At 56.8% G+C, this 13,927-nt stretch carries 10 protein-coding genes; 3 read left to right on the forward strand and 7 right to left on the reverse strand.

The window, feature by feature from the left end; translation table 11 throughout:
- Nucleotides 1-545: 545 nt before the first annotated feature.
- The 4 genes from QFX31_RS05130 to ribH all read right to left on the reverse strand — a co-directional run bounded on the left by QFX31_RS05130 (nt 546) and on the right by ribH (nt 7,099).
- Nucleotides 546-4,097 (reverse strand): helicase-related protein, encoded by a 3,552-nt coding sequence (locus tag QFX31_RS05130; RefSeq protein WP_348531048.1) that lies wholly within the window; start codon nt 4,095-4,097, stop codon nt 546-548.
- Entirely contained in the window at nt 4,043-5,254 is a 1,212-nt protein-coding gene (xseA, locus tag QFX31_RS05135; protein ID WP_348531049.1) for an exodeoxyribonuclease VII large subunit, read from the reverse strand. Before xseA ends, QFX31_RS05130 begins: the two co-directional genes overlap by 55 nt.
- A 293-nt stretch (nt 5,255-5,547) precedes the next feature.
- Nucleotides 5,548-6,687, reverse strand: coding sequence for a pyridoxal phosphate-dependent aminotransferase (locus tag QFX31_RS05140; protein ID WP_348531050.1), 1,140 nt, complete (start codon nt 6,685-6,687; stop codon nt 5,548-5,550).
- Between the two features lies 1 nt (nt 6,688).
- On the reverse strand, nt 6,689-7,099 hold the full coding sequence (gene ribH, locus QFX31_RS05145; protein ID WP_348531051.1) for a 6,7-dimethyl-8-ribityllumazine synthase: 411 nt from the start codon (nt 7,097-7,099) through the stop codon (nt 6,689-6,691).
- Between the two features lie 111 nt (nt 7,100-7,210).
- On the opposite strand from ribH, the gene ilvE reads away from it, so the two are divergent.
- Nucleotides 7,211-8,110, forward strand: a complete 900-nt coding sequence (ilvE, locus tag QFX31_RS05150; RefSeq protein ID WP_348531052.1) for a branched-chain-amino-acid transaminase — start codon at nt 7,211-7,213, stop codon at nt 8,108-8,110.
- Nucleotides 8,111-8,151: 41 nt separating this feature from the next.
- On the forward strand, nt 8,152-8,715 hold the full coding sequence (gene pyrE / locus QFX31_RS05155) for an orotate phosphoribosyltransferase (protein ID WP_348531053.1): 564 nt from the start codon (nt 8,152-8,154) through the stop codon (nt 8,713-8,715).
- Here pyrE and QFX31_RS05160 read toward each other — a convergent pair.
- On the reverse strand, nt 8,703-9,968 hold the full coding sequence (locus QFX31_RS05160; protein WP_348531054.1) for an adenylosuccinate synthase: 1,266 nt from the start codon (nt 9,966-9,968) through the stop codon (nt 8,703-8,705). The two genes, pyrE and QFX31_RS05160, sit on opposite strands and share 13 nt — an antisense overlap.
- A gap of 218 nt (nt 9,969-10,186) precedes the next feature.
- On the opposite strand from QFX31_RS05160, the gene QFX31_RS05165 reads away from it, so the two are divergent.
- Nucleotides 10,187-10,621, forward strand: a complete 435-nt coding sequence (locus QFX31_RS05165; protein ID WP_348531055.1) for a hypothetical protein — start codon at nt 10,187-10,189, stop codon at nt 10,619-10,621.
- A 221-nt stretch (nt 10,622-10,842) separates the two neighbouring features.
- Here the strand turns inward: QFX31_RS05165 and infB are convergent, their stop codons facing one another.
- Nucleotides 10,843-12,651, reverse strand: coding sequence for a translation initiation factor IF-2 (gene infB / locus QFX31_RS05170; RefSeq protein ID WP_348531056.1), 1,809 nt, complete (start codon nt 12,649-12,651; stop codon nt 10,843-10,845).
- A gap of 298 nt (nt 12,652-12,949) precedes the next feature.
- Nucleotides 12,950-13,858 carry a ribose 1,5-bisphosphate isomerase gene (locus tag QFX31_RS05175; protein WP_348531057.1) on the reverse strand — a complete coding sequence of 303 codons (909 nt, stop codon included), beginning with the start codon at nt 13,856-13,858 and terminating at the stop codon, nt 12,950-12,952.
- Nucleotides 13,859-13,927: the final 69 nt, after the last annotated feature.

A 13,927-nucleotide genomic window follows, 5' to 3' on the forward strand; every position in this document is an offset into this window, starting at 1 on the left:
CATCGAGCGGTCTTCTACATGATCCGTTTACGTATCCAAATTTGAAGTGTTTTTGTGCACGGTCCTCACAAACCTGCTGCAGTTCCCAAGACCGCGGTTTAACAGCAAACCCTATTTATTGATGAGCGCAGTTGCTCACATCGCATGTATCAACCCAAAAACGTGACGGAAAGTAACATGAATCTAATATATTTTATTTTAATTCAAGCTGCTGTGTTGGAGAAGTTATGAAAATCCGCAACCAGAAGACGATTCCAGCAATGCGTGAATAATAGATCAGAATCGATATCTTGAGACATTATCTCGAGAGGTTATCCAACACAGCAACTCAAGCAGAAGATAGTGGTAGAAACAATGTCAAGGTACCAATATTATTGAAACGCTGCATGCGACATTAGAGGCGTGCCAAAAGGATGAAAGCGTTTGAGATGCGGGTTGGTTTCGTCCAAACAACCCGACAAGGAAGGTCAACCCTCCATGTCGTGCTTTCATGGTAAACACTCAGTACGCAAACCCAGGTCTTCAGGCCATAGAGGAGGTCACCTTCACGCCGGCTCCTCAGCTCTCGCCAGCAGCTCCTCGAAGTCGTAGTTCACGCTCGTCACCCCGAAGTCAGGCTCCCTCCGGAACGGTCTTCTTATGTAATGCACCCTGTGCTCATCGCCAGCGAGAAACTCAACGATCGCCAGTATGTAATCATCCGGCTTGTTCAGCGACGTCAGGATCTCGTTTCTCGTCACCGTGAGCGTCTTGGCTCCGGAGGCCCGGCCCTTGACCTCGATGAACCTGAGACGCCCGGTTCTGGGATCCCTGCTCTCTATGTCGTATCCGATCCTCTCCGCCTCCCTGTCGATGGGCAGATACCCGAGCCTCCGCTCGAGATCGATCACGATCTTACGGGCGCGAGCCGCGACTTCCTGAGGATCCACGTCCTCTGACCCCGCAACATCTCTACCACTCAATGCATCGATCATCCCCCTTGGCACGACAAGGAACCCGCCAATGACAACGGGATGCATCGGAGATAGCTGCTTCTCCAGGTCGAGCTCCCTCATCCGCCTCTCAAGCCGGGCCTGGAGCTCATCCGCCCTTCTCCTCGCCTCCTGTGAGTTCAGCCGCGCTCCCGCTTTTCCCTCGCGCTCCAGAAGCTTGAGCTTCTCCGCCTGATGGTCCCAGTAGGCGATCTCCTTGGTGAGACGCTCCCTGACCGCGGCGCGAGTCCTCTCCACCATCTCCAGCCTGCGCGCCCTGACCTCGCTCAGGTGCTCAGGAACCATCTCACCAATTGCATGCTCCAGAGCCCTCTGTTCCAGCTCAGGTCCGATCCAGGCACACTCCGGTCTGCTCAGGATCTCAGCAGGCGATGGCTCGCCCGGAGCCAGCGGCCTCAGATCCAGATACGGAGCACTGTTCAGGTGCCTCACACCACCGGAGCGATCTACCTCGACGTAGAGCATGCGCCTGCTCACAGTCCGCCTCTCGCCTGACGGTAGAGTGCTCGCATCCTGAATCGCATGCTCCATGTAGAAGACGACCCGCGGATCCTTTCCATTATCGCGATCATCCACAAGAACAGCGCCTGTGCGAAGGATATCGCGGTGCTTTTCAAGGATCAGATCGATGACCGCATCAAGAAGCGGATGCCCGGGGCAGAGGAACGCAGCTCTCGGCACGCCCTGCGGCGCGATGAGCTCCTTCTCGAAGACGACGCGCTCATACCTCTCCAGTATCTGCCTGTCTCTCGATCTTGCGTGCTGGCGGATGCCCGCCGGCACCCTCCTGATCTCATAGCGCCTGCCCTCCCTCTGGTGCACCGCCCCGCCGAGATGCCGGAAAGCCTCAAGGAAGAACGACTCGATGTAGTGGGGCTGGAGCCTCCTGGCCTCTGCACGCTCCATCTCCTCTCTGATCCTGGCGACCTTCCCCACATCCATCAGATCGCGTGCGAGCGCCCGTTCCTCGATCAGCTCCATCAGGCGCTCACGGTCCACGGCCCCCTCTATCGCCCTCGTTATCCTGTCACGAACCTCGGGCCTGTCACCATACCGTATAGCGTCTATGAGCAGATCCTTCAGACTTCTCCCATCGAACTGGAGCTTCCCGAGAACATCGAAGACCCTTCCCCCCAGAGCCTCGCGTGCCCGGTCGAGCTTCTCGAGCAGCGTACGATACACATCGCCCTCTCGCGTATCCTCAGCAACAAGATTCCAGAGATGGCACACCTCAGTCTGTCCGATTCGATGTATCCTCCCGAACCTCTGCTCAATTCGATTTGGATTCCAGGGCAGATCGTAGTTCACCATCAGGTGCGCTCTCTGTAGATTTATGCCCTCACCGGCTGCATCGGTTGCGACGAGCACCCTTGCCTCTGGATCGTAGAGGAAAACCTCCTGAGCTCTCCGCCTCTCCTCCCGCTTCATACCCCCATGTATCGTAACAACCGCTTCATTCCGCCCGAAAAGGGAGCGTATCCTGTCTGCCAGGTAGCTCAGAGTGTCCCTGTGCTCTGTGAATATGACAAGCTTCTCCCTGGAGATCGAGCTGGATCTGATTGTTGCATCTTTTGATTCAAACACCTCGCTCAGAACCCTCGAAAGCTCAACCCATTTGGAATCCCTGCCGCTCTTGCGCACCCTCCCGGCGAGATCCTCAAGCCGCCTCAGCGTCTCGATCTCAGATCTGAGATCATCGATGGTCTGAGCTGCTGTGGCCTGGCCCACCACCTCCTGCTCTATGAGGTATACCTCAGACTCAGGCGCGTCCTCAAGCTCCTCCAGCTCCTCCGCATCCAGCTCCAGCCCGCCCGCTGCATTCATCCTCCGATTCTTCATCTCATGAAGCTGCTTCTCCAGCCGCTCCCGCCTCCTGCGCAGCGACCGGTATATCGCCTCCGGCGAGGATGCAAGCCTCCGCTGCAGAATCGTCAGCGCAAAACCCACCGTCCCAGCACGTTTGTTGTTTGCGAGGGCATCCGCCCTGTTGAACTCCTCACGAACGTACTCGGTCACCTCCCTGTACAGCTCTGCTTCCTCCATGGATAGTTTGAACGGTACAGTGTAGGCTATGCGCTCCGGAAAAAGCGGCGTCCCGTCGAACCTGAGCAGGCTCTCCTTGTCCACCCTTCGCATAAGATCGGAGACATCAACTCTGTGAACACCACCCCTGAACCTGCCCTCGAACCGATCGCTGTCGAGCAGCGCCATGAACAGCTGGAAGTCCTCCTCCTTGCCATTGTGCGGGGTGGCGGTGAGAAGCAGGAAGTGGCGGGTGATGCCGGAGAGAATCTGCCCGAGCCTGTACCGCTTCGTGTACTTCACCTCGTCTCCGAAGAACGTGGCTGAGAGCTTGTGCGCCTCATCACATACTATGAGATCGTAGCGGCACTCATCAACGCGGAGCTTGTCGTGGAGCGTCTCATCCCTGGCGAGCTTGTCGAGCCTCGCGATTGCCAGGTCGTTCTCCAGGAACCAGTTTCCGGTTCTCGCAGCCTCTAGCTTGTCATTTGTGAGTATCTCGAAGTGAAGATGGAATCGCTGGTACAGCTCATCTTGCCACTGCTCGGCCAGGCTTCCAGGGCAGACTATGAGGCATCTGTGGAGATCCTCTCTGAGCATCATTTCCTTTATCAGAAGCCCTGCCATGATCGTCTTCCCCGCGCCCGGATCATCGGCAAGGAGGAAGCGCAGAGGCTGGCGCGGGAGCATGATCTCGTAAACCGCTGAGATCTGGTGGGGCAGGGGCTCGACGAGAGATGTGTGCACTGCTAGCAGCGGATCGAATAGATGTGCCATTCTGATCCTGTACGCCTCGGATACCAGACGGAAGAGCTTGCCATCGCCTCCAAAGCTCCACTGGTGCCTCTCAGCCGGCTCCAGGCGCTGCTCATCATCCCTGTAGAGTATCTCCTCAGCAACACGCCCAGATGGCGTCCTGTAGATCACGCTCAGCGCGTTCGGGCCGTGCCACCGCACGCTCACCACAGTCACAGTGGAGTCAGGCAGCACCCCGCGCAGGGAGATATTCGGGCGGATGTCCTCCAGCCTCAGTCCAAACCACCTCTCGTGGATTTGATCCTGATTCCATGCACCCTGCAGCACGCCTCACCATCTGAGAACACAAGCCTGATATCCTCACCCCTGGAGAGATCTGCTGCACGGCACACGACTCCGGATGGGCCTACAACCATGGTGTAACCCCTTGATAGCAGTGCGAGCGGGCTCGCAGAATCCAGTCTTGCCCTGGAGAGCTCAAGCCTTCTCTCTCTGGAGTCCAAGATCGAGATCTCAGCATCCAGAAGTCTCCTCGAGAGATCTCGAAGCCTGATTTTCCTCCTATCGAGGAGGGCATACATCTGGCGGGCCTCAACGCCCCTTCCGAGGTAATCCAGTCTGGATCTGATTCGCTCCAGCTGCGAATCGATGGCCCATGTCATGCGATCCTCCAGGTTCCGGAGGCGCAGCCTGATCTCCTCCACATCAGGCACTGCCAGCCTCGCGGCAGCTGTCGGCGTCGACGCCCTCGCATCCGCGACCAGATCGGCGATTGTGACGTCAACCTCATGTCCGACCGCTGATATGACAGGAGCATCGCACTCAGCTATCGCCCGCGCTAGGTGCTCGTCGTTGAATGGCGAGAGATCCTCAGCAGAGCCGCCACCCCTGCATAGTATTATGACGTCCGCCCTCCCGCGCAGAGCCCTCAAAGCGAGTATCATGCTCTGCGCAGCTGCATCCCCCTGCACGGTCGCCGGCGAGAGTACGATCCTCGCGGGATATCTCCCAAGAGAGCGAACAACATCTCGAAGCGCAGCCCCATCCAGGGATGTGACGATCCCGATCCTCTCCGGATATTTTGGGAGATGCCTCTTCCTCTCAGGAGCGAAGAGCCCCTCAGCTGCAAGCCTTCTCCGGATGACCTCGAGCTCCATCGCGCTCCTCCCGATGCCGGTGTCGGGAGAGATCAATCGCACCTGGAGCTGGACATCACCCCTCGCCTTGTAGAATCCAACATCACCGAAGACCCTGACGTTCATGCCGTCCCTGAGAGCAAAATCGAGGTCAGCTGCATGGTTCCTGAACATGACGCATGAGATCTGGGCCTCAGAGTCCTTCAGAGTGAAGTACCGGTGGCCTGAGCTGTGGTTCACAACATTCGAGAGCTCGCCACGCGCCCAGACATCATGAAGCCTCACATCCCCGGCTATCCTGTCCTGGATCCTTGTGCAGAGCTCGGAAACAGAATACGTGTATACCATCAGGTGGTAGCAGCTCTCGCGATCTTATATAATTTTTTTGTGATGCATTTGAGTGCGAAAAAAATATAGGCCGCAGCCCCACATGGCCGCATCCTTTGCCGATGCCTCTGGGCCTCTGATGATCCCACCCGAACACTACGTGACCCCTGATACCGTCAGGGCTCATCCTGTGATTCAGCGGATCATTAACCTCGCAGAAAGATGTGGCGTCAACTGCTGATGGTGGAGGTTATCAGAGTTTGCCTCTCCTATGATTCGACCACATGAGCCACCGTCAGAGTCGCTGTGCGCGGCTAACCACTCAGCATTCTCCCGATGCGCTCCAGCGCCTCTCTTATGCGGTCTATCGATGTGGCATACGAGATCCTCACGTAATCCTCTCCAGCGGGCCCGAATGCAGATCCAGGGGTGACCGCGATCTTCGCCTCTCTCAGGAGGCGCTCAGCGAAGGCATCCCCTCCGCCGAGGTGAGAGACATCGGGGAACGTGTAGAAGGCCCCTCCCGGAAGCGCGCATCTTATCCCAAGAGATCTCAAACCCTCCACCAGCAGATCTCTTCTCGCCCTGAACTCCTCTGTCATCCTCTTCACTTCATCCTGCGGCCCCTCGAGAGCTGCGATGCCTGCCCACTGGACGAAGGTGGTCGGATGTGACACAGAATGGGATAGAAGCCTGCTGACCCATTTCAGTATATCCTTCGGGCCTGTGAGGTATCCCAGCCTCCAGCCGGTCATTGCATATGACTTTGAGAAGCCGTTTATGGTAACGGTCCTGTCAGCCATATCAGGGAGCGAGGCTATGCTGATGTGCTCATGCCCGTAGATTATCTTCTCGTAGACCTCATCGGATACGACGTAGATATCGTGGTCGATGGCGATATCCCGGATCTCGTTCATCACATCACGCCCGAAGACGGCGCCGGTCGGGTTGCACGGGGAGTTTACCAGTATCGCCTTTGTCCTGGATGTTATCGCATCAGGAAGATCTATCGGCATGAAATCCTGGTCGACGTCTGCCCACACGGGCCTGCCGCCAGCGAACCTGATGCAGGGCTCGTAGCTCACCCATGATGGGCCGATGAGCACCATCTCATCCCCATCATCGAGGAGCGCCTGGATTGCAGCGAAGACGGCCATCTTCGCGCCAGGGGTGACAACAACATCCTCAGGCACCGCTGGGATCCTGTTCTCCTCGCGGAGCTTCTTCGCGATCGCCCTTCTGAGCTCAGGTATCCCGTTCGTCGGGGTGTACCTAGTCTTACCCTCCGTCACGTACCTGCAGGCTGCATCGCATATGTGTCTGGGGGTATCGAAATCAGGCTCCCCAACACCGAGATCTATGATGTCGAAACCCTCAGAGTTCATGCGCTTGGCCTCCGCAGAGATCCTCATGGTGGCTGATTCCTCTATCGAGGCGAGCCTCTTTGATACCATATCACTCCCCCCTCAGGCGCCTGACCATCTTGACGGCTGCCTCAACCGCGCGCTTGCCATAATCGACGCGCTTGTGGGCATCCGGCCTGGACATCCTCGGTCCGCTGATGCCGAGCGTGACGGGCTTGTCGAACTCCAGCGAGAGATCCATGAGCTTTCTTGCAGCATGCTGTGCGACTATCTCGTCATGCGCGGTCTCGCCCTGGATCACGCATCCGATCGCCACAACAGCATCGATCTCATCGCTCTTCAGGAGCTTTCTTACAGCCAGCGGCATGTCGTAGACCCCGGGAACCATTATCGTCTCCACAACCTCAGCGCCGAGAAATCGCGCATGCTCCCTCCCGAGGAGCTCCATCTGGTATGTTATATCCCTATTGAACTCTGAAACCACGAAACCAAGTCGTACCATAACATCAACATCCGATGAAGATGTAACCATCTAGGTTCATGCATTCTTTAATAAATCCATCGATACCATGCATCAAAACCCATTTATCCTAAGCAAATTGGGAGGACATCCATGAGCATCGTTTACGTCAACGGCAGCTTCGTCCCGAGGGAGCAGGCTGTGGTCTCCGTCTTCGACCACGGTCTTCTTTATGGAGATGGGGTCTTCGAGGGCATTCGCGCATACGGAGGCAGGGTCTTCAGGCTCGAGGCGCATGTCAGGCGCCTCTACGATTCGGCGCAGGCCATAATGCTCGATATACCGATGACGCAGGAGGAGATGTGCGAGGCGATACTCGAGACCCTCCGGAGAAACAACCTGAGAGATGCGTACATCAGGCCCTTGGTCACCAGGGGCGTCGGCGACCTGGGCCTCGATCCGAGAAAGTGCTCAAAGCCCACTGTCATCATAATAGCGGTCAAATGGGACGCGATGTATGGCAACCTCTACGAGGTCGGGCTGAACGCGATCACGGTCACCGTGAGGAGAAACTCGCCTGCCGCGCTCCCGCCGAACATAAAGTCTCTGAACTACCTGAACAACATCCTCGCGAAGATAGAGGCCAATATAAAGGGAGGGGATGAGGCGATATTCCTAGACGCAGAGGGCACGATCTCAGAGGGCAGCGGCGACAACATATTCGTTGTTAGGGATGGCAGGATCTACACACCCCCGACACTGAACAACCTGAAGGGCATAACGAGAGAGGTCGTGCTGGAGCTCGCGAGCCGGAACGGCATACCGGTTCATGAGACCAGGCTCGGGCTCTTCGATCTCTACACCGCAGAGGAGGTCTTCGTTACGGGAACCGCAGCCGAGATAGCGCCTGTCTCCAGGATCGACGGCAGGGTTATAGGAAACGGGAAGCCCGGACCTGTTACAAAGCTCCTGATGAAGCTCTTCAGGGAGTGCACAGAGTCGGAGGGCACGCCGATATACAGAGAGAACGTCGAGGTCGCTGCCCAGGAGTGAGGTTGTTCAGGCGGTCATGCTTTCAGCAATACGAGGTCGCAATGTCAGAGCTCAGGGAGCAGCTTCTCAACCTGATAAAGGAGATGGCGCTCGAGATCGGCACTGTGGTCCTGTCATCGGGCCGCACCAGCGACTACTACGTCGATCTCAGGAGGATGGTTCTCACCCCAAGGGGGGCGTACCTGACAGCGAAGCTCCTCCTGGATCTCGTGAGGCCGGAGGTCAGTGCCATCGGAGGGATGACGCTCGGAGCAGATCCGATCGTCTCCTCCATGATCGTTGTCGGTCATATGGAGGGCAGGGATCTGTGTGGACTGATCGTTAGAAAGGAGCCGAAGAAGCACGGCAAGAGGAGGTTTATAGAGGGGCCTGTGCTGGAGGCGGGCGCAAAGGTCGCGGTCGTGGATGATGTCGTGACGACAGGAAGCTCGCTGCTCAGATCGATCGAGCGGATCGAGGAGGCGGGTTACAGGCCTGTACAGGCCCTCGCAGTCCTGGACAGGATGGAGGGAGGAAAGGAGGCGCTGAGGGATGCTGGATTCGAGCTCGAGTCGCTCTTCACTAGAGACGACCTCGGGCTCGCTCAGCGCGATCACTCCATGTAGATGGTCTGCTCCCTCGCAGGCCCAACGGATATCGCAGCTATATCCACATCCATGAGCTCCTGTATCCTCTCCACATACGCCCTCGCGTTCTGGGGCAGATCGCTGTAATCCAGGGCATCGCTTATGCTCTCAGACCACCCCTCTATCTCCTCATACACAGGGACACATCTCTCCAGGTCGGATGTGCTCTCCGGCGGGTAATCTATTATCTCCCCGTCGAGCTCATATGCGACGCAGATCTTTATCCGCCTGAGGCCGGTGAGCACATCCAGCTTCGTCAGAGCGAGCTCTGTGTATCCGTTCAGATAGACCGCCTTTCTTCCGAGAACTGCATCGAACCAGCCGCAGCGCCTCGGCCTTCCGGTCGTCGTACCGTACTCCCCGCCAGCCTCCCTGAGCCTGGCTCCGGTCTCGTCCCTGAGCTCGGTTGGCAGCGGCCCCTCACCCACGCGCGTGATGTACGCCTTCACAACGCCCACGACGTTGTCGACGCGCACAGGACCGACGCCCAGGTTTGCGCACGCGCTGCCTGCTGTTGTGAAGCTCGATGTGACGAACTTCTGCGTGCCGTGGATCACATCCAGGAACGATCCCTGCGCGCCCTCTGCGAGAACCATCCTGTCCTCATCGAGCGCCCTGTTTATCTCAAGCGAGACATCTGTGAGGTTGTTCTTCAGAGCCCTTCCGATCTCCAGGTACTCGCTCAGCTGCGCCTCGTCTCTCACAACAGACGGATCCCCTCCCATCTCCCTTATCGCAGCTTCCTTGGCCGGCGCTATCTCCTCGAGCTTCCTTCTCAGCTTCTCCGGATCTGTGATGTCAGCCATCTGCACCTCCTCGCGCGCGATCTTGTCGATATACGCATACCCTATGCCGCGCTTGGTGGTGCCGATCTTTGCCGTCCTGGCCTTCTCCCTCAGGGCATCCAGCTCTATGTGGTAGGGCATTATTATGCTCGTCTTCGGGTCTATGCCGAGATCCACCTTCATTCCCTCTCCCCAGAGAGCCTGGAGTTCTCCCCAGAGTATCTTCGGGTTGAGCACCACGCCCGGGCCTATCAGAAGTCTTTTGTTGAAAAGAACGCCGCTGGGCACCAGATGGAGCTTGTATGTCTTGTCCCCTACCTTCACCGTGTGCCCCGCATTGTCCCCGCCCTGAAAGCGCGCAATGATATCATACTTTTCAGCAAGCAGATCCACAATCTTGCCCTTGCCCTCATCACCAAACTGTGCACCTGTGATTATCGTGAACATGCTCCGTGGGTTGGGTGCATTGTAGATAAACCATTTCCCACAAGCTCAGTTCACTCAGCAATCGCATCGTCAATGGTGCCGGTCGCTTTCTGTGCGGTCAATTGGAATATAGAAATGTATAGAGTATTTTCATCTATTTAGTTAATTTGTGACAACTATAAAGCTGCGTGTGGGAAGCACGTGTTGTAGGAGGCTTTGGCGTAGAAGCGGTGAGCTGAATGATGAGATCAAACATCTGCAACAAACTTATGGGCATAGCGGATTACTATGAGGCGGTCTTCACAGGGCCGGCGGCCGTGGAACACAGCAGGTTCAGGAGCAGCGTTCTGGGGATGATCATAGAGATGCTGGACGTTCTGAGGATCAACGAGGATCTCAGGATGGAGCTGATAAGGTCAATAACAGAAGGCTGGAGGATGGAGATGGTCGGAGATGAGGCTGAGGAATCAGAGATGGTTCTGGAGAAGCTCGAGAGCGTGAGATGTGCAGCGATGCGTGATGATACCAGCTACGGCCTGGAGATAGGCGTGCTCATGTCGCTTCCGATCCGGGAGATGGATCTCAGGGAGGATCATGTATCTCACGTCTATGATGTGATGAACAGAATCATGGAAAATCTGAGCAGAAAGACAGGCGAGCACCTGGTCGCATGATGTGCCCTCTGGCGCTCACAGCGCACGATACTCATTCGATCCCTTGACTGGGGCCAGTCTCCAGCATCCGGACATTGATCGTGGGCATCTCATCCGTGGTCGTTCTTGCATCACTGTATGCGACCCTGCAGGACTCATGAGCAGGACTCATGAGTTATTGTGCAGGAGAATGCCGATTCTGAGAGGATGTTCAGCGATTCGGGCCCGCAATCTGATAGGGCTCACCTTCCCCAGAATATGTCCTTCTTCCTCTTGATCTCCAGGAACTTCTCGAAGACCTCAATCTCATCCTGAGACATCTTCTGCTTGAGCTCCTGCTCTATGATCCTGGCATGCTTCTCAGGTATGTTGACGTAGAGGAGATCCCCCTCGTGGATCTGGCGCCCAACAGTCGGACCGTCGATAGATATCGCGACCTCCTGACCGACCGTTGCCATGGGTATGTTCTCGTTCCTCTGCTGGATCCCGCGTATTGTGCCAACCACAGCGCCGTCCTCGCGGATCAGTGGCACGTTATGCGTTATCGTCCCTCCCACAACCTGCACGCCGACTATAGCAGGCTTGGACTGCCTGAAGACGCAGTCGGGCAGTATGCGAACGCAGCCTGGCTTGACTATCGCCTCAAGCCGCTCCTGCTCCATCTGCATCTTCTTCTCCTCCATCCATGTCTCGTAGCTCTCGAGGAGTGTGTAGATCACATCGCTCTGGAATACAGGAACGTCCAGCTTCTGTATCTCCGCGAGCGCATCAGGAAGTATCTCGACATTGAACCCCAGTATGACTGAGAGCAGAGGGTCCTTGAGGGCCGCGGCCCTTATCACGTCCCTGCGCGTTATCGGGCCAACATCAGCCACATGGATGGGTATGTTCTTGGCGCGAAGCTCGCCGACAAGCCCCTCCAGAGAGCCGATGGTGTCCGCCTTCAGTATCACGCCAACCGTGTCCGTATCGATCCTCACAGCCTCGATCTCGGACCTTATCTCCCTGGCTATCGCCTCCGGATCCTCCCCCTCGCCCACGACGCGTATGGTGGATCCTGCAAGCGCGGTCTCGAGCTTCGGGGCTGATACCTTTATGCCGGAAGCAGCGACGACGTGCTTCACCGGAGTGAACCGCTCCTCGCTCCGTATCTCCTTGAGCGGTCTGGGCTTGAGAAGCGCCCTCACCTTTGTTATTATCGGCTCGCGTGGCGTCCCGACCACGATCGTGTCCCCGACACTGATCATGCCGTCGTACAGTATGACGTCCAGCGTCGTCCCGAGGCCCCTCTCCTCCTTCACCTCGAGTATCGTTCCCACACCCGGACGGTTCGACTCTATCTCAAGGTTCTGCTTCAGGAACCTCTGTGCGAGGCCGACCAAGACGAGAAGAAGATCTGGGATTCCCTCTCCGGTTATGGCGCTGACCGGGATTATGCCCACGGTCTTCGTGAAGTCCGCTATCCTGTCGTAGCGGTTGGAGTCGAATCCGTATTTGTAGAGCTCCCCAACGAGCTCGTATATCTTCGTCTCCAGCGTCTCAACCACCCGCTCTGTCTGGCCTGCGAGGCTCTTCGCCATCGGGGCGTTCTCTACAGGCCGCCATCCCGGGATCCTGTCTATCTTGTTTGCAGCGACGACGAAGGGAGTCCTGTACCTCTTCAGGATGTTGATCGACTCGATTGTCTGCGGCTGGAACCCCTCGTTTATGTCAACTATGAGTATTGCCAGATCCGCGAGCGACCCCCCACGGCTTCTGAGCGATGTGAACGCATGATGGCCCGGGGTGTCTATGAATAAAAGCCCAGGAACCATGAGGTTCGCCTTGAACCCGGAACCGCAGAACTGCTGTATTACGCTCAGGGGGATCTCGGTAGCGCCTATATGCTGCGTTATGGCTCCTGCCTCGTACTGTGCGACAGTGGTGCCCCTTATCCTGTCCAGCAGCGTTGTCTTCCCGTGATCGACATGCCCCATAACGCAGACTATGGGGGTTCTCAGCTGTGAGACCTCCTCCTTCGAACGCGTACCCTTTTTAGATCTCTGACGCATGGTGGATCCTCCTAAAAATACCGCAGGCAATGAGACTGCGATTCCAGGCAACACCTCACGGTGCTCAGAAACTCTCCGGTGCAGCTCTTTATCTCTCGATCTCAACAAATATAAATCCTCTGCATCCTTCGGGCACGCCCTGGAGGTCTGACCGCAGGATCCCCTGCCCCTCCAAAGTTCGTGGTCCCGAGGAGCCGATTGAGTCGGCTGGGATCGATATATCAAGACGAGATCTCGACGATGCTAGAGAACTGCAGGGCGCAAACTCCGGCTGTCAGGCCGGAGAGGAGGTCACAACTCATGCCCCGATCTCCCAGCCGAGCCACTCCTTTATTATTATGTAGCTCATCTCCGGCGGTATGGCTCCGACCTCGGTGCATATCACATCTATGTACTGATGGGGCGTCACATCGAAGGCCGGATTTCTCACGCGGAGATGCTTGTACCTCATGTAGTCATCGAGAACCTCCTCAGGTCCCCGCTCCTCGATCTCGACGAGCTCCCCCATGAGCGTCTCCGGGCTGAACTTGTACGTCTCGGCTGCCACCATGAACGGCTTCCTGGCCTCGTGTGCGCAGAGCGCGATCTGCGATGTTCCTATCTTGTTGACAAGCGAGCCGTTGGCAGTTATTACGTCAGCGCCGACAACAACGAGATCCACATCCTCGATAACGCTTCTGACAGCAGAATCCACAATCAGCTCTGTTGGGATCCCAACCTCATCAAGCCTTTTTATGGTCAGATGCCCCTGATACCTGGGCCTGGACTCGGTGGCTATGACCCTTATGCTCTTTCCATCCATGTGAGCGCGCTCGATGACCGCCAGCGCAGCGCTTGAGTTGCAGTGGGTCAGTATCACATCGCCATCCCTGACCCTCCTGCTGCCGATCTTGCCGATCCTCTCCACGGCCCTCAGGGATCTCTCTATGAAGCGATCTGCATTTGCCACGACCTCCCTCCTGGCAGAATCGAGATCCTTCGAGCGGTACCTGACAACCATCCTCACGGCATTTGATAGAGAGACAGCGGTTGGCCTGGTCCTGAGAAGCGTGCCCGCAGCATTCTTCAGCGCCCTGTCGAACTCATCCAGGCTTGATACATCCAGGTTTAGAGCAAAATCCCTCAGCGCAGCAGCTGCTGCACGTGCGATGAGCCCTGCGCCCCGTATCTCCATGCTCCTGATCTTCTCTGCGGTATCCTCTATCATGATGGGATGCAATGCATCCTTTGGAGATCTATGTTGCGATGGTATCGGAGATTCAAGTTGGAGAGCATC

It is taken from the genome of Methanothrix sp., assembly GCF_030055635.1.
Lineage (GTDB): Archaea > Halobacteriota > Methanosarcinia > Methanotrichales > Methanotrichaceae > Methanothrix_B.